This is a genomic window from Pseudomonas sp. TSRC2-2, from assembly GCF_049897785.1.
In the GTDB taxonomy this organism is placed as follows: domain Bacteria; phylum Pseudomonadota; class Gammaproteobacteria; order Pseudomonadales; family Pseudomonadaceae; genus Aquipseudomonas.
The window spans coordinates 143,516-168,745 of sequence record NZ_JAFCWZ010000003.1 but is presented as its reverse complement, the minus strand read 5'-3'; the positions used below and the strand labels follow the sequence as shown (position 1 = coordinate 168,745).

Sequence of the window (25,230 nt, the reverse complement as noted above, 5' to 3'; positions counted from 1 at the left end):
TTTGCATCCACCTGCCGAAGCCGAACCATGACCGAACCCGCGCTGCTGCCCCGCCCGCAACTTCGCCGCCTGCTGCGCAAGGCGCGCCGCGCATTGACGCCGGGCCAACAACGTCAGGCTGCCAAGGGCCTGTTCCGGCAATTGGCCCAAGACCCGCACTTTCGGCGGGCGAAACATCTCTCTCTGTATTTGCCTACCGACGGTGAAATCGATCCGCGCTTGCTGCTGCGCGAAGCGCAGCGTCGCGGCAAGGCAACTTATCTGCCGGTACTCAGCGCCTGGCCGCGAACCAAAATGGTCTTCCAGCGCATTCGTCCCGGCGAAAAGCTGACCCCTAATCGTTTCCGGATTCTTGAGCCCCGCGCCAATCTGGCTCGGCAACGCAAGGTCTGGGCGCTGGATCTGGTGCTGTTGCCGCTGGTGGGGTTTGACGATGTCGGTGGACGACTGGGCATGGGCGGCGGGTTCTATGATCGCAGCCTTGCCTACCTGGCCCGGCGCCAGAACTGGCGCAAGCCGACACTGCTGGGCCTGGCCCATGAGTGTCAGAAGGTCGAGCGTTTGGCGCAGGCGAGCTGGGATGTCCCGTTACAAGGCACGGTCACCGACAAGGCATGGTATTTCGCAGAGTAGACGCCGCACGGAACAGCGGCGTCGAAGAGACAGGTTCAGCGTTTGAAAGCAGTCGACTGTTGCACTTGTTGTGCAATCTCAATCGGTGCATCAGCCTTGTTCGCCCACAGGCTCTGCGCGTAACCGGTGGTCACCACGCCCAGGCCAAACAAAATTACCAAAGTCCATAGCAAATCCGGTTTGCGTTTCATCGATTGCCCCCCTCAAGGCACATCATCACGATGACAGCAGCGGTTTCCGTTCGTAGGCCGTGCAGCAGCGTCAAGCTTTAAAGGCCGGCATTTTGCGGCAACGTGAACCTGTGCGCAAACGCTGGCGTCAACCGACTGTCGGTTTGTCATAAAATTGCCCGACAACCTGCCCAATGACCGCTTCAGGAGCACACGACATGGCCTATTGGCTGATGAAATCAGAGCCCGACGAACTTTCGATCAAGGGTCTGGAAAAGCTCGGCAAGGCGCGCTGGGACGGGGTTCGCAATTATCAGGCGCGCAATTTCCTGCGGGCGATGGCGGTAGGCGATGAATTCTTTTTCTACCATTCCAGTTGCCCGGAACCGGGAATTGCCGGCATCGGCAGGATCATCGAAGCGGCGTACCCGGATCCCACCGCTCTGGAGCCGGAAAGTGAATACTTCGATCCCAAGGCTACGGCGGAGAAAAATGCCTGGAGCGCGATTGATGTCGAGCATGTCGAGACGTTTGCGCGAGTGCTGAAACTGGATTATCTGAAGCAGCAGACCGCGCTGGCCGAGATGCCACTGGTGCAGAAAGGATCGCGATTATCGGTGATGCCGGTGACGCCGGAGCAGTGGGCGGCGGTAATTGCGTTGCGTTAACGCGCAAAAAGATCGCAGCCTTCGGCAGCTCCAACAGGGAAACGTATTCCAGGGTAGGAGCTGCCGAAGGCTGCGATCTTTTGACTTTTAAGACTTACTGGATGATCAGGTTGTTGAACAACAGATCCTCAACCACTGGCTTGCCGGTCTCGTCATTCATGACCTGCTGGGTCTGCTTCAACGCTTCCTGCCGCAGCTTTTCCTTGCCTTCAATGCTGCCCATCGCCTCGGTCGACTGCTGAGTGAACAGCGCCACCAATTGATTGCGGATCAGCGGCTCGTTGGCCTTGACCAGTTTGGTCGCTTCTTCGCCGGTTACGCGCAGGGCCACATCGGCCTTGTAGACCTTGAGTTTGGCGGTGCCGTCGAGGCCATAGTTGCCGACGAACGGCGGGCTCAGGGTGATGTAATTGACCTTCGGCGCCTCGCCTTCTTTGGCTTCTTCGGCCAGTGCTGCCACAGGCAGAGACAGGGCCAGCAACAACATGATCCACGCTTTCACAATTCGCTCCTTATCCGTTTTTGCGGCCTAGCATAACGACCCGCCGCGCAAGCACAAGCTTATGCCTGACTATCAGGGTCGGGCATGCTCGTTGACCCGTTGATTCACACACCTACACTTATCGGCCATCACTCCCAAAGGAATAGCCCTGATGAAAGCCGTGCTGTGCAAAGCCTTCGGCCCTGCCGAATCGCTGGTGCTGGAAGACGTCGCCAATCCTGTCGCCAAGAAGAATGAAATCCTGCTGGAGGTGCACGCCGCCGGGGTCAACTTCCCGGACACGCTGATCATCGAGGGCAAATACCAGTTCAAACCGCCCTTCCCGTTCTCGCCAGGCGGTGAAGCGGCCGGCGTGGTGCGCGAAGTAGGGGAAAAGGTCAGCCACCTCAAGGTCGGCGACCGGGTCATGGCCCTGACCGGCTGGGGCAGTTTTGCCGAGCAGGTCGCGGTGCCGGGCTACAACGTGCTGCCGATTCCGCCATCGATGGATTTCGACATCGCCGCTGCATTCAGCATGACTTACGGCACATCGATGCACGCGCTCAAGCAACGCGCCAACCTGCAACCGGGCGAAACCCTGCTGGTGCTCGGCGCCTCTGGCGGTGTCGGTCTCGCCGCTGTGGAAATCGGCAAAGCCATGGGCGCACGCGTGATCGCTGCAGCCAGCAGCGCCGAGAAACTCGCAGTGGCCAAAGCGGCCGGCGCCGATGAGTTGATCAATTACAGCGAAGGCAATCTGAAGGACGAAATCAAACGCCTCACCGATGGCCAGGGCGCCGACGTGATTTACGACCCGGTCGGCGGCGACCTGTTCGACCAGGCCATCCGCGCCATCGCCTGGAACGGCCGCCTGCTGGTGGTCGGCTTCGCCAGCGGACGCATCCCGCAATTGCCGGTCAACCTCGCCCTGCTCAAAGGCGCGGCAGTGCTCGGCGTGTTCTGGGGCTCGTTCGCCCAGCGCCAGCCCCAGGACAATGCAGCCAACTTTCAGCAGCTGTTCGGCTGGTTTGCCGAGGGCAAGCTCAAACCACTGGTATCGCAGGTCTATCCGCTGAGCAATGCCGCGCAGGCGATCAATGATCTTGGCCAGCGCAAGGCTGTGGGCAAGGTTGTCGTTCAGGTTCGTTAAAACATGGAGCGATCCGGAGCAGCAATCCGGATCGCTTTATCGTTGAGGTCTGCCTCTTCTATCCGTCAAACCGCAGAAACCCACCCGAGTCACCATTCCCTCAGCGCCCGGTACTTGTCTCAGAGCGACATGTTCATAAAGGAACGCTCGGCTGCCCACATTTCCGCTTTTTAGCCGACATGAAGCGATGCTATTTTCGGTAACGAAACTGTAACATTCGCATCCGCAGTCAAAACAATAAAACTGGAGCTCTTGAATGTTTGCTTTCTTTCGTCCCGCCGCACATCAGGCTCCATTGCCTGAAGAAAAAATAGACAGCACCTACCGTCGCCTGCGCTGGCAGATCTTCGCCGGTATCTTTATCGGCTACGCCGGTTACTACCTGCTGCGCAAGAACTTCTCCCTGGCCATGCCATACCTGATCGACGAAGGCTACAGCCGCGGCGACCTCGGCCTGGCGATGTCGGCGATTGCCATCGCTTACGGTCTGTCGAAGTTCCTCATGGGCCTGGTGTCCGACCGCTCCAACCCGCGCTTCTTCCTGCCGTTCGGTCTACTGGTCTCGGCCGGGGTGATGTTCATTTTCGGTTTCGCGCCGTGGGCCACGTCCAGCGTGACCATGATGTTCATCCTGTTGTTCATCAACGGTTGGGCGCAGGGCATGGGCTGGCCGCCGAGCGGGCGGACCATGGTGCACTGGTGGTCGCAGAAGGAACGCGGTGGGGTAGTGTCGGTGTGGAACGTGGCGCACAACGTCGGTGGCGGCCTGATCGGCCCGCTGTTCCTGATCGGCATGGGCCTGTTCAACGACTGGCACGCGGCGTTCTACGTGCCGGCGGCGGTGGCGCTGGGCGTGGCGGTATTCGCCTTCATCACCATGCGTGACACCCCGCAATCGGTCGGCCTGCCGCCGATCGAGCAGTACAAGAACGATTACCCTGAAGGCTACGACGCCAGCCACGAAGACGAATTCAGCGCCAAGGAAATCTTCGTCAAATACGTGCTGCGCAACAAAATGCTCTGGTACATCGCTCTGGCCAACGTCTTCGTCTACTTGCTGCGCTACGGCGTGCTGGACTGGGCGCCGACGTATCTGAAGGAAGCCAAGGGCTTCACGGTGGATAAAACCTCGTGGGCGTATTTCTTCTATGAGTGGGCAGGCATTCCGGGCACGCTGCTGTGCGGCTGGATGTCCGACAAAATCTTCCGTGGCAACCGTGGCCTGACCGGCATGGTGTTCATGGCCCTGGTGACTGTGGCGACTCTGGTGTACTGGCTCAATCCGGCCGGCAACCCGATGGTCGATATGATCGCCCTGTTGTCGATCGGCTTCCTGATCTACGGCCCGGTGATGCTGATCGGCCTGCAAGCGCTGGAACTGGCGCCGAAGAAAGCCGCCGGCACCGCAGCGGGCTTCACCGGTCTGTTCGGTTATCTGGGCGGTTCGGTCGCCGCCAGTGCGGCAATGGGCTACACCGTTGACCATTTCGGCTGGGATGGCGGTTTCGTCCTGCTGGTCGGCGCCTGCCTGCTGGCGATGGCCTTCCTTGCGCCGACGCTATGGCACAAGCAAGTCGCCAGTCAGAGCCGTGACGCGGTCGCCTGATCACTGTGTGATTTACAGCGCTTGAGCCGCGCCTCCAGATTGCGGTCTGGCATGGCGTGGCTGCGCAGGGCGTACGCGGTCTGCTCGACATAATCACGAGTCGTGCCGTAACGCCCGCTGGCGCTGGCGAACACCTGGCTGAGCACATGATCCGGCAAGTTGCCGGCATAGCTCGGCAGGTGACGCTCCAGAACAAATCCCAAGGCCTGCACCTGAGTGCCATCCTCGAGCCGGCAATTGAGCCAGTGCGGGCGATACGACGGGAACGGCATCTCGCGTTTCCACAAGGCGTACAGCGCGGTATCGAGATTGTCTTCCGGCAAGCGGTAGGCAAAACCGCTGCACGACCCGCCACGATCCAGACCGAATACGAGCCCGGGCATTTCCGGCGTCCCACGGTGCTCGTGAGACCACAGGTACAAGCCGCGATGATAACCATGCACGCGACCGCGCATGCGCTCCACTGCTGTGCATTCCGGACGCCAGATCAGCGAGCCATAGGCGAACAGCCACACCGGCCCGCCCTTGTGGCGCGCCATGGTCGATTGCATGGAAGCGAGAAGTTGTTCGTGCGTCAGCTGCGGCCCAAGATCGAGCCGTGGAGGGTAAGCCAGGTTCAGAATTGCGTTTTCAATGGCGCTCATGGCGAATAGCGTTCAGCTCCCCGCGGGTGATGAATTACTTAATAGAACGCACCGCTGTAACAATAAGGCACATATGTTTTAAGGCAAATTAAGTGCCACTGATTAATTGCCTGATTGATATATAACCTAGCGGTATTTATGCAATTGCATAAATACCAATCGGCTATATACCAAGTTATAAGTATCAGGAGCGCGGCGCGTAGGCGAACACGTCGGCACGCATCTGGTGCGCATCCATGCCCGCCTCGACGAGCGCATCCAGCGTGCCGTAGACCATCGCCGGCGAACCGCTGGCATAGACGTGCAGCGGCTTCAGGTCGGAGAAATCCTCGCAGACCGCTTCGTGCAACATCCCGCAGCGCCCTTCCCAGCCACACTGGTCGCTGACCACTTTGTGCAGGAACAGATTGGGCAGCTTCAGCCATTCATCCCAGTGCTCGATCTGATAAAAATCTTCCGGGCGGCGCACGCCCCAGTACAGATGCACCGGATGCTTGAAGCCTTCGGCGCGGCAATGTTCGATGAGGCTGTGGATCTGGCCCATACCGGTGCCAGCGGCGATCAAGACCAACGGGCCGTCCGGCAATTCGGCCAGATGCGTGTCGCCGAACGGCAGCTCGACGCGCACCATCGGGTTGCGTTGCAACTGCTCGATCAGGCTCAGCGCACTGGCTTCGCGCGCCAGCACATGGATTTCCAGATCACGTCCGCCGTGGGGTGCCGAAGCCATGGAGAACGCCGATTTCTCGCCGCTCTCGCGCTCGATCATCAAATACTGCCCGGCGTGATAGCGCGGCGGCTTGCCGGCCGGTGCACGCAGACGCACGCGCCAGGTGTCGCCGCCCACCTCGCGACACTCGATGACCTGACACGACAGGCTGCGCACCGGCAGCTCCCCCAGCGCGAGCACGCCATCCCACAACAGCACGCAGTCTTCCAGCGGTGCGGCGATGCAGGTGTAGAACTCGCCATGATCGTGGACTTTGCCGGCCTGCTCGACACGGCCTTCGACCAGCAGCGCGGCACACACGTGGCAATTGCCGTTGCGGCAGCTTTGCGGGCAATCAAAGCCCAGGCGCCGCGCGCCGTCGAGAATCCGCTCACCGGGTTGTATCTCGAGCACCGCTCCGGAAGGCAGCAGGGTTACACGCATCAATCTATTCCTAACTGATTCCAGATGGCATCGATCCGTTGGGTCACGGCGGCGTCCTTGACGATCACGCGGCCCCACTCGCGGGTGGTTTCGCCCGGCCACTTGTGGGTGGCATCCAGGCCCATTTTCGAGCCCAGGCCGGAGATCGGCGAGGCGAAGTCGAGATAGTCGATCGGCGTGTTGTCGATCATCACCGTGTCGCGCTTGGGGTCCATGCGCGTGGTGATGGCCCAGATCACGTCGTTCCAGTCGCGGGCGTTGATATCGTCGTCGGTGACGATAACGAACTTGGTGTACATGAACTGTCGCAAAAACGACCAGACGCCGAGCATCACGCGCTTGGCATGCCCCGGATACGACTTCTTCATCGTCACCACGGCCATGCGGTACGAGCAGCCTTCCGGCGGCAGGTAGAAGTCGGTGATCTCGGGAAACTGCTTCTGCAGGATCGGCACGAACACTTCGTTCAGCGCCACGCCGAGAATCGCTGGCTCATCCGGCGGACGGCCGGTGTAAGTGCTGTGATAGATCGGTTTGATCCGGTGGGTGATGCGCTCGACGGTGAACACCGGGAAGCTGTCGACTTCGTTGTAATAACCGGTGTGGTCACCGTACGGACCTTCATCGGCCATTTCGCCCGGATGAATCACGCCTTCAAGGATGATTTCGGCGGTGGCCGGCACTTGCAGGTCGTTGCCCCGGCACTTGACCAGTTCGGTGCGATTACCGCGCAAGAGCCCTGCGAAAGCGTATTCGGAGAGGCTATCCGGTACCGGCGTCACGGCGCCGAGAATCGTTGCCGGATCGGCGCCAAGTGCCACCGACACCGGGAACGGCTGGCCCGGATGCTTCTCGCACCACTCGCGAAAATCGAGGGCACCGCCACGGTGGCTGAGCCAGCGCATGATCACCTTGTTGCGGCCGATCACCTGCTGACGGTAGATGCCGAGGTTCTGGCGCTCCTTGTTCGGGCCTTTGGTGACCGTCAGGCCCCAGGTGATCAGCGGGCCGACGTCGCCGGGCCAGCAGGTCTGTACCGGCAGCATTGCCAGATCGACATCATCGCCTTCGATGACTACTTCCTGGCACACCGCATCTTTGACCACTTTCGGCGCCATCGAAATGATCTTGCGGAAGATCGGCAGCTTCGACCACGCATCCTTCAAACCCTTCGGCGGCTCCGGCTCCTTGAGGAACGCCAGTAGCTTGCCGATTTCGCGCAGTTCGCTGACCGACTCGGCGCCCATGCCCATGGCCACGCGCTCGGGTGTGCCGAACAGGTTGCCGAGCACCGGAATGTCGTAGCCGGTGGGTTTTTCGAACAGCAGCGCCGGGCCTTTGGCCCGTAGCGTGCGATCGCACACCTCAGTCATCTCCAGCACCGGCGAGACGGGAATCTGGATGCGTTTCAACTCTCCGCGCTGCTCAAGCTGCTGCACGAAATCCCGAAGATCCTTGAATTTCATTGACGATGGCACCCTCAAAATAGGCGTACATCCTACCTGCTCTGACGGGCAAACAGCAGCCCGTCATCGCTCGATTATGGCTAGCGCGCTACTGCGAAGGAGCAGGCTGCGGACTCCGGAGTGCGCAGCCGACACCGCAGAATCAGCGCATCAGCCGATATATCCGCTGGGTGGGAGATTCTTCGGGGCAAAAAAAACGCCCCCTTGCGGGAGCGTCCTTTATTGAAACGCCAGCGTATTACTTGCGCTTCATCGACAAGAAGAACTCGTCGTTGGTTTTGGTCGTTTTCAACTTGTCGACCAGGAACTCGATGGCGGCAACTTCGTCCATCGGGTGCAGCAGCTTGCGCAGAATCCACATGCGCTGCAGTTCGTCGTCGGCGGTCAGCAACTCTTCGCGGCGGGTGCCGGAGCGGTTGATGTTGATGGCCGGGAACACACGCTTCTCGGCGATCTTGCGATCCAGCGGCAGTTCCATGTTGCCGGTACCCTTGAACTCTTCGTAGATCACTTCGTCCATCTTCGAGCCGGTTTCTACCAGCGCGGTGGCGATAATGGTCAGCGAGCCGCCTTCTTCGATGTTACGCGCGGCGCCGAAGAAACGCTTCGGCTTCTCGAGGGCGTGGGCATCGACACCACCGGTCAATACCTTGCCGGAGCTCGGGATCACGGTGTTGTAGGCACGGGCCAGACGGGTAATGGAGTCCAGCAGGATCACCACGTCTTTCTTGTGTTCGACCAGGCGCTTGGCCTTCTCGATCACCATTTCAGCGACCTGCACGTGACGGGTCGGCGGCTCGTCGAAGGTCGAGGCAACCACTTCGCCGCGCACGGTGCGCTGCATTTCGGTCACTTCTTCCGGACGCTCGTCGATCAACAGCACGATCAGGTGAACTTCAGGATTGTTACGGGCGATGTTCGCTGCGATGTTCTGCAGCATGATCGTTTTACCGGCTTTCGGCGGTGCGACGATCAGACCACGCTGGCCTTTGCCGATCGGTGCACACAGGTCGATCACGCGACCGGTGAGGTCTTCGGTGGAACCGTTACCGGCTTCCATCTTCATGCGCACGGTCGGGAACAGCGGCGTCAGGTTCTCGAAGAGAATCTTGTTTTTCGCGTTCTCGGGACGATCGAAGTTGATCGTGTCGACCTTGAGCAGGGCGAAATACCGCTCGCCTTCCTTCGGAGGGCGGATCTTGCCAACGATGGTGTCACCGGTGCGCAAGTTGAAGCGGCGGATCTGGCTCGGCGAGACGTAGATGTCGTCAGGGCCGGCGAGGTAGGAAGCGTCTGCGGAGCGCAGGAAGCCGAAGCCGTCCTGGAGAATCTCCAGCACGCCATCACCGGAGATTTCCTCGCCGCTCTTCGCGTGCTTTTTCAGCAGGGAGAAAATCACGTCCTGCTTGCGCGAACGGGCCATATTTTCTATGCCCATCTGTTCGGCCAATTCGAGCAGTTCGGTAATCGGCTTTTGCTTGAGTTCAGTCAGATTCATATAGGAATGACGTAATCATTTATGGAGGGGGGAAATTAAGCTTTTGGCTTAATGAGGCCGCGCCGCGGAGAAGGCGACAGGATCGCGAACTAATTCGAAAAGGAGTGCGTCGGCGACGGCTAGCAGGGGGCATTGGAGAAACCAGTGCGGGGCCGAATGTACCACCTGAGTTTCGGAGCGTCTAGCCCTGAATACGCAAAAAGCCCCGCGATTTGCGGGGCCTTTTTTCAGCGTTTTACTGCGACGCTCAGATGTTGGCGTCGAGGAAAGCCGCCAGTTGCGACTTCGACAGTGCGCCGACCTTGGTCGCTTCAACGTTGCCGTTCTTGAACAGCATCAGCGTCGGGATACCACGCACGCCGTGCTTGGCCGGGGTTTCCTGGTTTTCGTCGATGTTCAGTTTGGCGACGGTCAGCTTGCCTTTGTAAGTTTCGGCAATCTCGTCCAGAACCGGTGCGATCATTTTGCAAGGGCCGCACCATTCAGCCCAGTAGTCGACCAGGACAGCGCCTTCGGCCTTGAGTACGTCGGCTTCGAAGCTAGCGTCGCTAACGTGTTTGATCAGATCGCTGCTCATGGAATTCTCCAGGTTGTAAGCAAAAAAACGTGGCCCATCATAGCCGCCCTTCCCGTGTTCAGGAAGCCGCAGTTGATTGAGTGTTGCTATGGTGACTGATGAGTTTGGGTATGGTTCAAGTCAGCCGGCGGCGGGAGCGATGAAGGCGATTCCGGTGCGCAGGGCAGCGTTGCGCACGTGTTCTTGCATGGCTTTCTGCGCCGCCCCCGACGCGCGGCGCGCCAGGGCGCGGAGGATCTTGCGGTGTTCCTGCCAGGTTTCCATGGCGCGCTCGGCGCGGATGAACGGCAGTTTCTGACTCTCGAGGAAGATCTCGGCGCTGGCGGTGAGAATGCTCAGCATCGCCTGATTGCCGCTGGCCAGCAGGATCCGTCGATGAAATTCGAAGTCGAGTTTTGCCGCTGCCTCGAAATCGCCGGCGCGCAATTGCTCACGCATCGCCGCAACGTTGTCCTCGAGCGCATCCAGATCGAACGTGCTCAGCGTCACCGCCGCCAGCCCCGCCGCAAACCCTTCCAGTGCATAGCGCAACTGAAAGATATCCAGCGGCGAGGCCTGCGCCGCAAACGCCCAGCCCGGTGCGCTTTCGCCATTCGTCAGTTCCACTGGCGCCTGCACGAAGACGCCTTTGCCCGGCTGAATGCTGACCACGCCCAGTGCACTGAGCGACGACAGCGCCTCACGCAGGGAGGCCCGGCTGACGCCCAGTTGCAACGCCAGATCCCGTTGCGAAGGCAACGCATCGCCGGCGCCGAAGCCCTGTTCGGTGATCAGTTTGCGGATCGCTTGCAGCGCCACTTCGGGTACGGCGCGGGAGATCGAATTCATGGTTTGCGGACGCGTCAGGGCCAAGGTGCGGCTAGTTGTAAAGCTATTCGCCGAGTCCGGCAAGTCGTGCCCCAGCGGGGTTCGGCGCGCGCAGCCGATGCGCCATCGCAGTGCGCAAACCGAGTTGACTGTTCAGACCAGTAAGACCGAACGAAGCCGCTGCTACTGCGGCCTGCCGGGGCGAAATCCGCCTGTTGGCACGGCCCATGCTCTGTCCGATCGCAGCAACCACTTCCCGCCGATCCGGAGATTGTCCATGACCCAGCGTTACAGCGCCCTCCTCGCTTCCCTGTTTGCCGGCCTGCTGCTGTGCCAGGCCCCCGCTCACGCCGACGGTCTGGACGACGTGGTCAAACGCGGCACGCTGAAAGTTGCTGTGCCCCAGGACTTCCCGCCGTTCGGCTCGGTCGGCCCGGACATGAAACCGCGCGGTCTGGATATCGACACGGCGAAACTGCTCGCCGACCAACTCAAGGTCAAGCTCGAACTGACCCCGGTCAACAGCACCAACCGTATCCCGTTCCTGACCACCGGCAAGGTTGATCTGGTGATTTCCAGCCTCGGCAAAAACCCCGAGCGCGAGAAGGTCATCGACTTCTCCCGCGCCTATGCGCCGTTCTACCTCGCCGTGTTCGGTCCGCCAGACGCTGCGATCACCAGCCTTGACGACCTCAAGGGCAAGACCATCAGCGTCACCCGTGGCGCCATCGAAGACATCGAACTGAGCAAAGTCGCCCCCGAAGGCGTGACTATCAAGCGCTTCGAGGACAACAACTCGACCATCGCCGCCTACCTCGCAGGGCAAGTCGACCTGATCGCCAGCGGCAACGTGGTGATGGTCGCCATCAGCGAGAAGAACCCCAAGCGCGTACCGGCGCTGAAGGTGAAGCTCAAGGATTCGCCGGTCTACGTCGGTGTGAACAAGAACGAGGCGGCGTTGCTGGCCAAGGTCAACGATATCCTCAACACCGCCAAGGCTGACGGCGCGCTGGAAAAGAACTCGCAGACCTGGCTGAAAGAGCCGCTGCCGGCCGATCTCTGATCGACTGCGCGGGAGACCTTCATGGCTTATCAGTTCGATTTCCTGCCGGTGGTGGAAAACACCGACCTGCTGCTGCGCGGCGCGCTGTTCACCCTTGAGCTGACGGCCATCGGCGCGTTGCTCGGGGTCGGCCTCGGGCTTGTCGGCGCGCTGGTGCGGGCGTGGCAGATCCGCCCGTTCTCGGCAATCTTCGGCGTCTACGTCGAGTTGATCCGCAACACGCCGTTTCTGGTGCAACTGTTCTTCATCTTCTTTGGCCTGCCATCGCTCGGCGTGCAGGTCTCCGAGTGGCAGGCGGCGGTGCTGGCGATGGTGATCAACCTTGGCGCCTATTCGACCGAAATCATCCGCGCCGGCATCCAGGCGATCCCGCGCGGGCAGCTGGAAGCGGCTGCGGCACTGGCGATGACGCGCTTCGAAGCGTTCCGCCATGTCGTGCTGCTGCCGGCGCTGGGCAAGGTCTGGCCGGCGCTGAGCAGCCAGATCATCATCGTCATGCTCGGTTCGGCGGTGTGTTCGCAGATCGCCACGGAAGAATTGAGCTTCGCCGCCAACTTCATTCAATCGCGCAACTTCCGCGCCTTTGAAACCTATGCGCTGACCACCTTGATCTATTTGTGCATGGCACTACTGATCCGCCAGTTGCTCAACTGGGTCGGCCGCCGCTTCATTGCGAGGAGCAGCCAATGAGCGATTTCACTTTCTGGGACATCCTGCGCAACCTGCTCACCGGCCTGCAATGGACGCTGGCGTTGTCGCTGGTGGCGTTCATTGGCGGCGGCCTCGTCGGCCTGTTGATTCTGGTGATGCGCATCTCGAAGAACACGTTGCCAAGCAGCATCGCCCGCACCTGGATCGAGCTGTTTCAGGGCACGCCACTGTTGATGCAACTGTTTCTGGTGTTCTTCGGTGTGGCGCTGGCCGGGATCGAGATTTCGCCGTGGATGGCTGCTGCGATCGCTCTGACCTTGTTCACCAGCGCCTATCTGGCGGAGATCTGGCGCGGTTGCGTCGAGGCGATTCCCCATGGCCAGTGGGAAGCCTCGTCGAGCCTGGCGCTCAATCCGCTCGAGCAATTGCGCTATGTGATTCTGCCGCAAGCGCTGCGCATCGCTGTGGCGCCCACCGTGGGCTTTTCGGTGCAAGTGGTCAAAGGCACAGCGGTGACGTCGATCATCGGCTTCACCGAACTGACCAAGACCGGCGGCATGCTCGCCAATGCCACGTTCGAACCGTTCATGGTCTACGGCCTCGTCGCCCTCGGCTACTTCCTGCTCTGCTACCCCTTGTCCCTCAGTGCGCGCTACCTGGAAAGGAGACTGCATGCCTCTGCTTAGAATTTCCGCCCTGCATAAATACTACGGCGATCACCACGTACTCAAAGGCATCGACCTCAGCGTCGAGGAAGGCCAGGTCGTGGCGATCATCGGCCGCAGTGGCTCGGGCAAATCGACCCTGTTGCGCACGCTCAATGGGCTGGAGTCGATCAACGACGGGGTGATCGAAGTCGACGGCGAATACCTCGACGCCGCCCGCGCCGATCTGCGCAGCCTGCGGCAGAAGGTCGGCATGGTCTTTCAGCAGTTCAATTTGTTCCCGCACCTGACCGTCGGCGAAAACGTCATGCTCGCGCCGCAAGTGGTGCAGAAAGTACCCAAGGCCAAGGCAGCCGAACTGGCGCGCCAGATGTTGGAGCGGGTCGGTCTGGGCGAGAAATTCGATGCCTTTCCGGATCGGCTGTCCGGCGGCCAGCAGCAGCGCGTGGCGATTGCCCGGGCGTTGGCGATGTCGCCGAAGGTGCTGCTGTGCGACGAGATCACCTCGGCACTCGACCCGGAACTGGTCAACGAAGTGCTCGCCGTGGTCCGGCAACTCGCTAAAGAAGGCATGACGCTGATCATGGTCACCCACGAAATGCGCTTTGCCCGCGAGGTCGGTGACAAGCTGGTGTTCATGCACCACGGCAAAGTGCATGAAGTGGGCGATCCGAAGGTGTTGTTCGCCAACCCGCAGACGGCGGAGCTGGCGAACTTTATTGGCACCGTGGAAGCGACTGCCTGAATCTGCCCCATCCTGATCGTTCCCACGCTCCGCGTGGGAATGCAGCCAGGGACGCTCCGCGTCCCAAAAGCGGACGCAGAGCGTCCGGTGAGGCATTCCCACGTAGAGCGTGGGAACGATCAGGCTGCGGCCTCAAGACTTTCTGCGCTGAATCAACGGTTTGAACCGTGCGCGTTGGCGCCAGCGTTTGATCGTGGCACGATGTCGGGGTTATCGACCGAGACCCCCTGACCATGCCGCAATCCCAAGCCAAGAATCTGTCCCTGATCGCCGCAATCGACCTGGGCTCCAACAGCTTTCACATGGTCGTGGCCAAGGCCCAGAACGGCGAAATCCGCATCCTCGAGCGCCTCGGCGAAAAGGTGCAACTGGCCGCCGGCATCGACGACGCGCGCCAGCTCAACGAAGAATCGATGCAGCGCGGCCTCGATTGCCTCAAGCGCTTTGCCCAACTGATCAACGGTATGCCGCTCGGCGCCGTGCGCATCGTCGGCACCAACGCCTTGCGTGAAGCGCGCAACCGTGGCGAATTCATCCGCCGCGCCGAGGAAATCCTCGGCCATACGGTAGAAGTCATCTCCGGCCGCGAAGAAGCGCGCCTGATCTATCTCGGCGTGTCGCACACGCTCGCCGATACGCCGGGCAAACGTTTGGTCGCCGACATTGGCGGCGGCAGCACCGAATTCATCATCGGCCAGCGCTTCGAGCCGTTGCTGCGCGAAAGCCTGCAAATGGGCTGCGTGAGTTTCACCCAGCGCTACTTCAAGGACGGCAAGATCACCCCGGCCCGCTACGCCCAGGCTTATACGGCGGCGCGCCTGGAAATCATGAGCATCGAACACGCCCTGCATCGCCTGACCTGGGATGAAGCCATCGGCTCCTCCGGCACCATCCGCGCCATAGGCCTGGCACTGAAGGCCGGCGGCCACGGCAGCGGGGAAGTCAACGCCGAAGGCCTGGCATGGCTCAAGCGCAAGCTGTTCAAACTCGGCGACGCCGACAAGATCGATTTCGAAGGCATCAAGCCTGATCGCCGGGCAATTTTCCCGGCAGGCCTGGCGATTCTCGAAGCGATCTTCGATGCCCTGGAACTGCAACGCATGGATCACTGCGAAGGCGCGCTGCGCGAAGGGGTGCTCTACGACCTGCTCGGCCGCCATCATCACGAAGACGTGCGCGAACGCACCCTGACCTCGCTGATGGAGCGCTATCACGTCGATCTGGAACAGGCGGCACGCGTCGAGCGCAAAGCCCTGCACGCGTTCGATCAGGTTGCCGTGGACTGGGAACTGGATGACGGCATCTGGCGCGAACTGCTCGGTTGGGCGGCGAAAGTGCACGAAGTCGGCCTCGACATCGCTCACTATCACTACCACAAGCACGGTGCCTACCTGATCGAGCACTCAGACCTGGCCGGCTTCTCCCGCGAAGACCAGCAGATGCTCGCGCTCCTGGTGCGCGGCCACCGTCGCAACATTCCCAAAGACAAGTTCGCCGAGTTCGGCGACGACGGCATCAAGTTGATTCGCCTGTGCGTGTTGCTGCGGTTTGCGATTCTGTTCCACCACATTCGCGGAACCCAGGCAATGCCACAGGTGGTGCTGCATGCCAATGGCGACCATCTTGATGTGGAATTCCCGGAGAACTGGCTGGATGAAAATCAGCTGACTCAGGCGGATTTCGGCCTCGAAGCGGATTGGCTGACGCGGGTGGGGATCGTTCTCACGGTGCACTGAACGCGTCTGTGGGAGCTGCCGAAGGCTGCGATCTTTTGATCCTCAAGATCAAGATCAAAAAATCGCAGCCTCGTTGCACTCGACGGCTCCTACAGGTTGATGTCTCAGGTACAAAAAAGGCGATCCCGAGGGATCGCCTTTTTTATTGGGCTGACGGTCAGCTGCTCACCGGCAAAATCGGGCTGCCCAACCGCTCCAGCAACGTCGCCTGCGCACTGCGCGGGTTCTGGTTACCCGTTGGCGTGTTGCGGATGTAGCGGCCGTCCGACTGCAGGCTCCAGCTGTGGGTGTTGTCGGTCAGGTACAGTTCCAGCTCTTTCTTCACTCGGGTGAGCAGCTTCTTGCCTTCCACCGGGAAGCAAGTCTCGACGCGCTTGTCGAGGTTGCGCTCCATCCAGTCGGCGCTGGAGAGGAACATCTGCTCGTCGCCGCCGTTGAGGAAGTAGAACACCCGCGTGTGCTCAAGGAAGCGGCCAATGATCGAGCGCACGTGAATATTGTGCGAGACCCCGGCGATGCCCGGACGCAGGCAGCACATGCCGCGCACCACCAGATCGATGCGCACCCCGGACTGGCTGGCCTTGTACAACGCCCGGATGATTTTCGGATCGGTCAGCGAGTTGAACTTGGCGATGATGTGCGCCGGTTTGCCTTCGAGGGCGAACTGCGTCTCGCGGGCGATCATGTCGAGCATGCCCTTCTTCAGGGTGAACGGCGCATGCAGAAGCTTCTTCATGCGCAGCGTCTTGCCCATGCCGATCAACTGGCTGAACAATTTGCCGACGTCTTCGCACAAAGCGTCATCGGAGGTCAGCAGGCTGTAGTCGGTGTAAAGCTTGGCGTTACCGGCGTGGTAGTTGCCGGTGCCGAGGTGCGCATAACGAACGATCTCGCCAGCCTCACGGCGCAGGATCAGCATCATCTTGGCGTGGGTCTTGAAGCCGACCACGCCGTAGATAACCACCGCACCGGCCGCTTGCAGACGGCTGGCCAGTTGCAGGTTGGACTCTTCGTCAAAGCGCGCACGCAGCTCGATCACCGCAGTGACTTCCTTGCCGTTACGCGCGGCATCCACCAGCGCATCGACGATCTCGGAGTTGGCGCCGGAGCGATAAAGCGTTTGCCGTACGGCCAACACATGCGGGTCTTTCGCGGCCTGACGCAGCAGGTCGACCACCGGGGTGAACGACTCGAACGGGTGCAGCAAGAGGATGTCCTGCTTGCTGACCACGCTGAAAATGTTCTCGCTGTTCTGCAGCAGTTTCGGAATCTGCGGGGTGAACGGCGTGTATTGCAGTTCCGGGTGGCTGTCCAGACCGGTGATGCTGAACAGCCGCGTCAGGTTGACCGGGCCGTTGACCTGATACAACTCGGTCTCGCTCAGGTTGAACTGCTTGAGCAGGTAGTCAGAGAGATGTTTCGGGCAAGTGTCGGCGACTTCCAGACGCACAGCGTCGCCGTAACGCCGCGAGAACAACTCGCCGCGCAGCGCGCGGGCCAGGTCTTCGACGTCTTCGGAGTCGAGCGCCAGGTCGGCGTTTCGGGTCAGGCGGAACTGGTAGCAGCCTTTTACCTTCATGCCCTGGAACAGGTCATCGGCGTGGGCGTGGATCATCGACGACAGGAACACGTAGTTGTCGCCGGCGCCGCCGACTTCTTCCGGCACCTTGATGATCCGTGGCAGCAGACGCGGCGCCGGAATGATCGCCAGACCGGAGTCGCGCCCGAAGGCATCGATGCCTTCGAGTTCGACGATGAAGTTCAGGCTCTTGTTCACCAGCAGCGGGAACGGGTGTGTCGGGTCGAGGCCGATCGGGGTGATGATCGGCGCGATTTCGTCGCGGAAATAACGGCGGACCCAGGTCTTGAGCTTGGTCGTCCAGTTACGCCGACGGATGAAGCGCACCTGATGCTTTTCCAGCTCCGGCAGCAGGATGTCGTTGAGGATCGCGTACTGGCGGTCGACGTGACCGTGAACCAGCTCGCTGATCCGCGCCAGCGCCTGATGCGGCTGCAGGCCATCGGCGCCTGCCTGTTCGCGGGCGAAGGTGATCTGCTTTTTCAGCCCGGCGACGCGGATCTCGAAGAATTCGTCGAGGTTGCTGGAGAAGATCAACAGAAACTTCAGCCGCTCCAGCAACGGGTAGGACTCGTCCAGCGCCTGTTCCAGCACGCGGATGTTGAACTGCAATTGCGAAAGCTCGCGGTGGATGTACAGGCTGCTGTCATCCAGGCCGGGAATAGCGATCGCCGGCACCGCCGCGGCGGGTTCGGCAACCGGTGCGGGTGGCGCAGGCTCCAGTTCCGGCGGCGTTTCGGTGATTTGCTCGACCACCGGCTGAGCTTCATTTACGGCAACTTCAGTGAGTCCTTCGGTATTCATGGAATGTTCCTGGGAGGGCTATTTCTGCTCTCGTAACAATTGAGCGGCACGAACGGCAAAGTAAGTCAGGATGCCATCTGCACCGGCACGTTTAAAGGCGGTCAGTGACTCAAGGATCACCGCTTCGCTCAACCAGCCATTCTGTATAGCGGCCATGTGCATGGCGTATTCGCCACTGACCTGATAGACGAAGGTCGGCACCTTGAAGGCATCTTTGACCCGAAAAAGAATGTCCAGGTAGGGCATGCCCGGCTTGACCATGACCATGTCCGCGCCTTCGGACAAGTCCGCACCGACTTCGTGCAGCGCTTCGTCGCTGTTGGCGGGGTCCATCTGATAAGAAGCCTTGTTCGCCTTGCCGAGGTTCGACGCCGAACCCACCGCATCGCGAAACGGCCCGTAATAGGCGCTGGCGTACTTGGCCGAGTAGGCCATGATGCGCACGTTGACGTGACCGGCGATTTCCAGCGCTTCACGAATCGCCTGGATGCGGCCATCCATCATGTCCGATGGCGCGACGACCTGCGCGCCGGCTTCAGCGTGGGACAGCGCCTGACGTACCAGCGCATCGACGGTGATGTCGTTCTGCACGTAACCGTCTTCGTCGAGAATGCCGTCCTGACCGTGGGTGGTGAATGGGTCCAGCGCCACATCGGTGATTACGCCAAGTTCCGGAAAACGCTCACGCAGGGCGCGCGTGGCGCGCTGGGCGATGCCTTGCGGATTCCAGGCTTCGGCGGCATCGAGGGATTTCAGGTCAGGCGGCGTGACCGGGAACAGTGCCAGCGCTGGAATGCCCAGCTCTACCCACTTGGCGGCTTCTTCAAGCAGCAGATCAATCGTCAGTCGCTCGACGCCCGGCATCGAGGCCACGGCTTCGCGGCGGTTTTCACCGTCGAGTACAAACACCGGCAAGATCAGATCATCGACGGTCAGCACGTTTTCACGCACCAATCGCCGGGAAAAATCATCACGGCGATTGCGGCGCAAACGGGTGGCAGGGAACAGACGATTGGCGGGGGTAAAGCTCACGGCAGACTCCTGAGCCCGCGCAAACGGGCGAGCGTGACAGTTATAGACGGCCATTATGACGAACGGATGACAGTTGTGTGAGACCTGTGACAGGTAGCCGCATTCCATTCTCAGTGTAGGAATTGTTCACGTCGAGACACATTTCGATACTTTCACGAATGTGCCTGAAGGGTTAGGCTGCGCGTTCATTTCGCCAGCACCCAGACAATGCTCCAACAATTTCTGCACGACTTTGGCTACTTTGCCTTGTTCCTCGGCACGTTCTTCGAAGGCGAAACCATCCTGGTGCTCGCAGGCTTCCTCGCGTTCCGTGGATACATGGACATCAACCTGGTGGTGGTCGTGGCGTTCTTCGGCAGCTATGCCGGCGATCAGCTGTGGTACTTCCTGGGGCGCAAGCACGGGCGCAAATTGCTCGCGCGCAAACCGCGCTGGCAGCTGATGGGCGACCGCGCGCTGGAGCACATCCGCAAGCATCCGGACATCTGGGTCCTGAGCTTCCGCTTCGTCTACGGTCTGCGCACGGTGATGCCGGTGGCAATCGGTTTGTCCGGTTATCCGCCGGGACGCTACCTGCTGCTCAACGGCATCGGCGCGGCGATCTGGGCCACCGCCCTGGCTGCGGCGGCTTATCACTTCGGTGCAGTGCTGGAAGGCATGCTCGGCAGCATCAAGAAGTACGAGCTGTGGGTGCTCGGCGCCTTGCTGATCCTCGGGCTGGGCCTGTGGTTGCGGCGCCGCTTCAAGAATGCGCAACTGGCGAAGAAAATCCATCAGGACGAGCAGCTCGCCAAAGCCGCTGCGGCCGAGCAGTTGCCGCTGGCCGAAACGAACAATCCTGCCGAGCCAAAAACGCCAGCCGAATAAGCCGTTCGCTGGCAGCTGCCAGGCGCAGTCCAGGCAAATAATGAACACCCCGCCGCCGTTGCGATCCATTGAGAGAGCGCTCTGCCCCCGCGCGCGTCGCCCATGCCCCTATGGCCACGCGCGACGATTTAAGGGACATTGAGCGCCATGAATCTGGAGAGAAGCCCATGAGCAAAAAAGTTGCAGTGATCCTGTCCGGCAGCGGCGTGTACGACGGCGCCGAAATCCAGGAAAGTGTCATCACCCTGCTGCGCCTCGACCAGCGCGGCGCGCAGGTGCAGTGCTTTGCGCCGAACATTGCGCAATTGCATGTGATCAATCACCTGACCGGCGAGGAAATGCCCGAGTCGCGCAATGTGCTGGTGGAATCGGCGCGCATTGCCCGTGGCAACGTGAAGGATATCCGCGACGCCGACGTCGAAGACTTCGACGCACTGATCGTGCCCGGCGGATTTGGCGCGGCGAAGAACCTGTCGAACTTCGCCATCGAAGGCGCCGGCTGCACCGTGCAACCGGAAGTGCTGGCCCTGGCCGAGGCATTTGCCGAAGCGGGCAAACCGGTCGGGCTGATCTGCATCTCCCCGGCGCTGGCAGCGAAAATCTACGGCCCCGGCGTGACCTGCACCATCGGCAACGATGCCGACACCGCCGCGGCCATGAGCAAAATGGGCGCGACCCACGAAGAGTGCGCGGTAACCGAGATCGTCGAAGACAAGGCGCGCAAACTGGTCACCACCCCGGCCTACATGCTGGCGCAGACCATCAGTGAAGCGGCTTCGGGCATCAACAAACTTGTCGACCGCGTGCTCGAACTGACCCACGAAAACGACGCTTGATCCCCTTCTTTCACCTGATCGTTCCCACGCTCCGCGTGGGAATGCATTCAGGGACGCTCCGCGTTCCGGCCTCACCACAGATGTACGACCAATAGCAGCGGACGCAGAGCGTCCAAGGCTGCATTCCCACGCAGAGCGTGGGAACGATCATCATTGTGCAAGACTCAGGGCTTGCGGATGAGCCGGGTCAGAATCCGGTCCAACGCATTGGCAAACGCCTGCTTCTCGCGCTCGCCAAACGGCGCCGGCCCGCCGCTCATCTGGCCCTGCTCCCGGAGATCGGTGAACAGATTACGCACCGCCAGGCGTTCGCCCATGTTCTGCGCATCGAACTCCTTGCCACGCGGATCCAGCGCCGCCACGCCCTTCTTGACCAGCCGATCAGCCAGCGGAATATCGCTGCAGATCACCAGCTCGCCCGGCACGGCGTGCTCGACAAGATAATCATCCGCCGCATCCGGCCCGCTCGGCACCACAATCAGTTTGACGATGGCCAGCGCCGGCTTGGTCTGCGGCTGCCCGGCAACCAGCACCACTTCGAACTGGCGCTTGAGCGCGAACTTCACCACCAGATCCTTCGCCGCCCGTGGGCAGGCGTCGGCATCGATCCATACACGCATGTCCTTTACCTCTAAAAGCAAAAGATCGCAGCCTGCGGCAGCTCCGACAGAGTGCGCGTCGCGGGGTGACATTGCGACATGCACGACCCTGTTGGAGCTGCCGAAGGCTGCGATCTTTTGGGATCGCTCAATCAGGCAGCCGAAACCCGGCGCTTCTCCGCCACCCAACTGCGCCCATACAACACAACGATCGCCACAATCGCTACTGCCTGCGCGGTCAGCGAATAGGCATCGGCATGAATCCCCAGCCAGTCGAATTCAAAGAACGCCACCGGCCGTGTGCCGAAGATCCCGGCTTCCTGCAAGGCCTTGACGCCGTGCCCGGCAAACACCACCGACAACGCGCACAACAGCGCGGCGTTGATGCTGAAGAATAGCGTCAGCGGCAGTTTCGCCGAGCCGCGCAGAATCACCCACGCCAGGCCAACCAGCAGCACCAGCGCCGTCGCACCACCGGCCAGCACCGCGTTGTGCCCGGCAGGCCCGGCCTGCAGCCACAGGGTTTCGTAGAACAGGATCACTTCGAACAGCTCGCGGTAAACCGAGAAAAACGCAAGGATCGCAAAGCCAAAACGTCCACCGCCGCCGACCAGGCTGCTTTTGATGTAATCCTGCCAGGCCGCCGCGTGACGGCGGTCATGCATCCATACGCCGAGCCACAACACCATGACACTGGCAAACAGCGCCGTGGCGCCTTCGAGCAACTCACGCTGCGAACCGCTGACATCGATCACATACGCCGCCAGCGCCCAGGTACCCAAGCCCGCCAGCAATGCCAAGCCCCAGCCAACGTTGACGCTGCGAACGGCCGATTGCTGGCCGGTGTTGCGCAGGAAGGCGAGGATCGCCGCCAGCACCAGAATCGCTTCCAGGCCTTCGCGCAGCAGAATCAGCAGACCGGAGATGTAGCTCAGCGACCAGCTCAGACCATCGCTGCCCAGCAGGCCGGCGGATTCCTTGAGTTTGGCCTTGGCCGCGTCCAGACGCTGCTCGGCCTGCTCAACAGGTAGACCGTCCTGCAGCGACTGCCGGTACGCCATCAGCGATTTTTCGGTGTCCTTGCGCACGTTGGCATCGACGTTATCCAGCGAGCTCTCGACCAGCTCGAAGCCTTCCAGATAGGCCGCGACAGACAGGTCATAGGCCTGATCGTGCTCACCGGCGCGGTAGGCCGCGAGGCTCTTGTCCAGCGTGGCGGCGGTGTAGTCGAGCAACTGCGCCGGGCCGCGCTTGACCTGCGGCGGTTGCGCACGCTGGGCGCGGAAAGTTGCCGCGACCTCTGCGCCTTCGGCAGCCTGCACTTCGGCCGGCGTCTGCCGGGCCAGGTCGGCGATGTTGTAGACCTTGTCGGACTTGGCGGCCGCCGCATCGGCACTGAAGCCGGCGATGTAGGTGGCCAGATCCCAGCGCTGGCGATCATCGAGCTGATCGGCAAACGCCGGCATGTCTGTGCCTTCGACGCCTTGGCCGAGGGTGCTGTAGATCGCGTACAGGCTCAGGTGATCCATGCGCGCGGCGTCACGCAGGTTGGCCGGCGCGGGCGTCAGACCAACGCCGGCCGGGCCGTCGCCAGCGCCTGTCTCGCCGTGGCACACCGAGCAGTTCTGCGCATACAACGGCGCACCGCGTGCCGGGTCCGGGGTGATGATCGGCGCTTGGCTGACTTCATACGCCACGGCCAGTTTCGCGCCCAACTGCCGGGCCTGACGGGCAACATCGGCGCCGTCCTGCTTCGCACTGATGGCGGCATGCAACGACTTGACGCCCTGCTCCAGCGCGGCTTTTTCCGGTTTGGCTGGCAACGCAGTGATCAAGCCTTGCAGAACCTGGGTGAATTCCAGTTGTTCGCGGTATTCGCCGTCGTCGATGACTTTGCCTGCCGCGACCGTCGGCGGGTAATCGGCACTGATGTAGTCGAGCAGGTGCAACGCTTGCGGCGCGCCTTCCACGGTATCGGCCAGCAGCGGCAGGCTGCTCAGAGACAATATCGGGAACAGCAGCCAGGCCAGCAATCGGGACGAGGCAGTCATGAACGAATCTCAAATGGAAATGCGAAGTTACATATTGTTCACTTCGAAGACATTTCTCTCAAGCTTTGTCGGCGTTTCGCTTTGATTGGCAGGAAATACCCGGCAGACGGCAGCAGCGTTTGTCGATGAGTATGGCCGCACCGCCCGCTGCCGATTGCCTCGACACGCCCGATGAAGATCGCAGCCATTTGCCATCATCCACTTTATACTGCCCGCCCCAGAGCCATTGCGTGCAAGGAATCAAGGTCAATGCGCAGTCTTCCGTTCGTTTTGCTGCTCTGCGTGGCTGTTCAGTTGAGCGGTTGTGCCGCCTATCGCCACTACGATCTTGAAATGCAGCAGACCACAGAGCAAATGACCCGGGGCAATCTTGACGGCGCTCTGGCACTGGTGGAATTGCACAACCCGTGGGAAGACAAGGATCTGCTGTATTACCTGGAAAAAGGCGCGATCCTCAGCGCTGGCAGTGTCCTGCCCGACAGCCAGGACGCCTGGCGCAATGCCGACCGGATGATCTTCCAGCGCGAGGAGGCCAACCCGTCCGGCGCAATGAAATTGCTCGCGCGCTTCGGTGACGAAATGGGCACGATGCTGGTCAACGACAAGCTGCGCCGCTATGAAGGCTACGATTACGAAAAGGTCATGTTGACTACGCAAATGGCCTTGAACCAGCTATCCGTCAATGACTTTGCCGGCGCCCGCGCAGACATCAGGAAAACCCACGAACGCGAAGCATTGATCGCCCGCCAGCGGGAAAAGCAATACGAAGCGGCCGAGGAACAGGCAAAAGCCCAAGGCAAAACCCTGCATTACAGGGACCTGGAGGGTTATCCGGTCGGCCTGCTCGAGGCGCCGCAGGTCGTGGAACTGAAAAACGGCTACCAGAGTGCGTTCAGCCACTATCTGGCCGGCTTCACTTACGAAGCCCTCGGCGAGCGCGCCCTGGCAGCGGCCGGTTACCGTCAGGCGATCGAATTGCGGCCGGACATGCCCATGTTGCAAAAGGCCCTGCGCAATCTCGATAAACCGCCAGCGAAAGCCGATGAAAGCGATGTGTTGCTGATTATCCAGAGTGGGCTGGCCCCGGCTCGCAGTTCCGTACAGGTGCCGATCCCGGTTCGTCTGAACGAAACGCTGGTCATCATCGCGCCCATTTCATTCCCGGTGATGGTGCCTGATTCGGTCACACCCAATCTCAAGCATTTAACTGTGGATGGCCATAAACAGCCGCTGGCCGTGATCAACAGCGTGACCGACATGTCCATGCGCACACTGCGCGATGACATGCCGCAAATCATCTCGCGGGCGATGTTCCGCGCCAACATGGCCGCCATCGGTCAAGCGCAGGAAAACGAGCGCAACCCGGCGAAAGCCTCGTTGATCGTCACTCAGCATGATCCGTTTGAAGAAGCCGACACCCGTACATGGCGAGCGTTGCCGGACAAGACGCTGATCGCCCGCCTGCGCCTGAAGAAAGGCCTGCACACCTTCCGTTTTGCGGCAGCGCCCATTGATAGCCCATTTGAACTTCGCGTCGATCAGGATCGGCAAGTTCTGCATTTGCGTGTATTGCGCGACCAGGTTTTTACCGTTGGATCAGCCTTCGTGCCACAGCATAAACCTGCGCCAAGCCCACCTGATTCCGCGAACAAGTGATGGCACACCATCAAATAATGAAAGCGAAAAGATATTACATAGCCATCATCTCGCGTTTATAATGCCGCGCCCTCGCTCAGCGAGCCGGCAACA

Annotated in this window: 24 protein-coding genes; 12 read left to right on the top strand and 12 right to left on the bottom strand. The window is 60.8% G+C overall.

The window, feature by feature from the left end:
* Window positions 1–27 precede the first annotated feature (27 nt).
* A complete protein-coding gene (locus ACP7D9_RS06775) occupies window positions 28–633 on the top strand; it encodes a 5-formyltetrahydrofolate cyclo-ligase (RefSeq protein WP_426156335.1) in 606 nt (201 codons plus the stop codon).
* A gap of 35 nt (window positions 634–668) precedes the next feature.
* Here ACP7D9_RS06775 and ACP7D9_RS06770 read toward each other — a convergent pair whose 3' ends face one another.
* Window positions 669–824, bottom strand: coding sequence for a hypothetical protein (locus ACP7D9_RS06770; protein ID WP_090287349.1), 156 nt, complete (start codon window positions 822–824; stop codon window positions 669–671).
* A gap of 197 nt (window positions 825–1,021) precedes the next feature.
* Between ACP7D9_RS06770 and ACP7D9_RS06765 the strand changes: the two genes are divergently transcribed.
* Complete coding sequence (locus tag ACP7D9_RS06765; RefSeq protein ID WP_397479318.1) at window positions 1,022–1,471, top strand: EVE domain-containing protein; 450 nt, start codon at window positions 1,022–1,024, stop codon at window positions 1,469–1,471.
* A gap of 94 nt (window positions 1,472–1,565) precedes the next feature.
* On the opposite strand, the gene ACP7D9_RS06760 is transcribed toward ACP7D9_RS06765, so the two are convergent.
* On the bottom strand, window positions 1,566–1,973 hold the full coding sequence (locus ACP7D9_RS06760) for a flagellar basal body-associated protein FliL (RefSeq protein ID WP_056791694.1): 408 nt from the start codon (window positions 1,971–1,973) through the stop codon (window positions 1,566–1,568).
* A 151-nt stretch (window positions 1,974–2,124) separates the two neighbouring features.
* Here ACP7D9_RS06760 and ACP7D9_RS06755 point away from each other — a divergent pair, with 151 nt between their 5' ends.
* Together ACP7D9_RS06755 and glpT are read left to right on the top strand one after the other, a co-directional pair.
* Window positions 2,125–3,102 carry an NADPH:quinone oxidoreductase family protein gene (locus ACP7D9_RS06755; RefSeq protein ID WP_397504558.1) on the top strand — a complete coding sequence of 326 codons (978 nt, stop codon included), beginning with the start codon at window positions 2,125–2,127 and terminating at the stop codon, window positions 3,100–3,102.
* Between the two features lie 256 nt (window positions 3,103–3,358).
* Window positions 3,359–4,708, top strand: a complete 1,350-nt coding sequence (gene glpT, locus ACP7D9_RS06750; protein ID WP_101161512.1) for a glycerol-3-phosphate transporter — start codon at window positions 3,359–3,361, stop codon at window positions 4,706–4,708.
* On the opposite strand, the gene ACP7D9_RS06745 is transcribed toward glpT, so the two are convergent.
* The 6 genes from ACP7D9_RS06745 to ACP7D9_RS06720 all read right to left on the bottom strand — a co-directional run bounded on the left by ACP7D9_RS06745 (window position 4,684) and on the right by ACP7D9_RS06720 (window position 10,874).
* Complete coding sequence (locus ACP7D9_RS06745) at window positions 4,684–5,352, bottom strand: gamma-glutamylcyclotransferase (RefSeq protein ID WP_426156332.1); 669 nt, start codon at window positions 5,350–5,352, stop codon at window positions 4,684–4,686. The two genes, glpT and ACP7D9_RS06745, sit on opposite strands and share 25 nt — an antisense overlap.
* 184 nt (window positions 5,353–5,536) lie before the next feature.
* Window positions 5,537–6,505, bottom strand: coding sequence for a CDP-6-deoxy-delta-3,4-glucoseen reductase (locus ACP7D9_RS06740; RefSeq protein ID WP_426156330.1), 969 nt, complete (start codon window positions 6,503–6,505; stop codon window positions 5,537–5,539).
* Complete coding sequence (gene ubiD, locus ACP7D9_RS06735; RefSeq protein WP_212617407.1) at window positions 6,505–7,971, bottom strand: 4-hydroxy-3-polyprenylbenzoate decarboxylase; 1,467 nt, start codon at window positions 7,969–7,971, stop codon at window positions 6,505–6,507. Before ubiD ends, ACP7D9_RS06740 begins: the two co-directional genes overlap by 1 nt.
* Before the next feature lie 238 nt (window positions 7,972–8,209).
* The gene (rho, locus tag ACP7D9_RS06730) at window positions 8,210–9,469 is read right to left on the bottom strand and encodes a transcription termination factor Rho (RefSeq protein ID WP_003229334.1); all 1,260 of its coding nucleotides are present in this window, start codon (window positions 9,467–9,469) and stop codon (window positions 8,210–8,212) included.
* Between the two features lie 247 nt (window positions 9,470–9,716).
* A complete protein-coding gene (trxA, locus tag ACP7D9_RS06725) occupies window positions 9,717–10,046 on the bottom strand; it encodes a thioredoxin TrxA (RefSeq protein WP_003206727.1) in 330 nt (109 codons plus the stop codon).
* A gap of 120 nt (window positions 10,047–10,166) precedes the next feature.
* Entirely contained in the window at window positions 10,167–10,874 is a 708-nt protein-coding gene (locus ACP7D9_RS06720; RefSeq protein ID WP_426156327.1) for a FadR/GntR family transcriptional regulator, read from the bottom strand.
* A 256-nt stretch (window positions 10,875–11,130) separates the two neighbouring features.
* Between ACP7D9_RS06720 and ACP7D9_RS06715 the strand changes: the two genes are divergently transcribed.
* The 5 genes from ACP7D9_RS06715 (at window position 11,131) to ppx (ending at window position 15,713) form a co-directional block, all read left to right on the top strand.
* The gene (locus tag ACP7D9_RS06715; protein WP_041476905.1) at window positions 11,131–11,916 is read left to right on the top strand and encodes a transporter substrate-binding domain-containing protein; all 786 of its coding nucleotides are present in this window, start codon (window positions 11,131–11,133) and stop codon (window positions 11,914–11,916) included.
* 21 nt (window positions 11,917–11,937) lie between these two features.
* The gene (locus ACP7D9_RS06710; RefSeq protein ID WP_426156325.1) at window positions 11,938–12,606 is read left to right on the top strand and encodes an amino acid ABC transporter permease; all 669 of its coding nucleotides are present in this window, start codon (window positions 11,938–11,940) and stop codon (window positions 12,604–12,606) included.
* Window positions 12,603–13,253: an amino acid ABC transporter permease gene (locus ACP7D9_RS06705; protein WP_016772621.1), complete on the top strand. Its 651-nt coding sequence runs from the start codon at window positions 12,603–12,605 to the stop codon at window positions 13,251–13,253. Before ACP7D9_RS06710 ends, ACP7D9_RS06705 begins: the two co-directional genes overlap by 4 nt.
* Window positions 13,240–13,977 (top strand): amino acid ABC transporter ATP-binding protein, encoded by a 738-nt coding sequence (locus tag ACP7D9_RS06700; RefSeq protein WP_426156323.1) that lies wholly within the window; start codon window positions 13,240–13,242, stop codon window positions 13,975–13,977. The genes ACP7D9_RS06705 and ACP7D9_RS06700 overlap by 14 nt, the downstream gene beginning before the upstream one ends.
* 233 nt (window positions 13,978–14,210) lie before the next feature.
* Complete coding sequence (gene ppx / locus ACP7D9_RS06695; protein WP_101161519.1) at window positions 14,211–15,713, top strand: exopolyphosphatase; 1,503 nt, start codon at window positions 14,211–14,213, stop codon at window positions 15,711–15,713.
* 157 nt (window positions 15,714–15,870) lie between these two features.
* Here the strand turns inward: ppx and ppk1 are convergent, their stop codons facing one another.
* Both ppk1 and hemB read right to left on the bottom strand, forming a co-directional pair.
* Entirely contained in the window at window positions 15,871–18,096 is a 2,226-nt protein-coding gene (ppk1, locus tag ACP7D9_RS06690; RefSeq protein WP_426156320.1) for a polyphosphate kinase 1, read from the bottom strand.
* 18 nt (window positions 18,097–18,114) lie between these two features.
* Window positions 18,115–19,128, bottom strand: coding sequence for a porphobilinogen synthase (gene hemB, locus ACP7D9_RS06685; protein WP_101161523.1), 1,014 nt, complete (start codon window positions 19,126–19,128; stop codon window positions 18,115–18,117).
* 207 nt (window positions 19,129–19,335) lie between these two features.
* Here hemB and ACP7D9_RS06680 point away from each other — a divergent pair, with 207 nt between their 5' ends.
* Complete coding sequence (locus ACP7D9_RS06680) at window positions 19,336–19,995, top strand: DedA family protein (RefSeq protein WP_101161525.1); 660 nt, start codon at window positions 19,336–19,338, stop codon at window positions 19,993–19,995.
* Between the two features lie 167 nt (window positions 19,996–20,162).
* On the top strand, window positions 20,163–20,831 hold the full coding sequence (gene elbB / locus ACP7D9_RS06675; protein ID WP_101161526.1) for an isoprenoid biosynthesis glyoxalase ElbB: 669 nt from the start codon (window positions 20,163–20,165) through the stop codon (window positions 20,829–20,831).
* A gap of 164 nt (window positions 20,832–20,995) precedes the next feature.
* Here elbB and ACP7D9_RS06670 read toward each other — a convergent pair whose 3' ends face one another.
* Window positions 20,996–21,451 (bottom strand): YaiI/YqxD family protein, encoded by a 456-nt coding sequence (locus tag ACP7D9_RS06670; RefSeq protein WP_426156317.1) that lies wholly within the window; start codon window positions 21,449–21,451, stop codon window positions 20,996–20,998.
* Between the two features lie 131 nt (window positions 21,452–21,582).
* Window positions 21,583–23,481 (bottom strand): FTR1 family protein, encoded by a 1,899-nt coding sequence (locus ACP7D9_RS06665; RefSeq protein WP_426156315.1) that lies wholly within the window; start codon window positions 23,479–23,481, stop codon window positions 21,583–21,585.
* A 249-nt stretch (window positions 23,482–23,730) separates the two neighbouring features.
* Here ACP7D9_RS06665 and ACP7D9_RS06660 point away from each other — a divergent pair, with 249 nt between their 5' ends.
* Window positions 23,731–25,137: a COG3014 family protein gene (locus tag ACP7D9_RS06660; protein ID WP_426156313.1), complete on the top strand. Its 1,407-nt coding sequence runs from the start codon at window positions 23,731–23,733 to the stop codon at window positions 25,135–25,137.
* Window positions 25,138–25,230 lie beyond the last annotated feature (93 nt).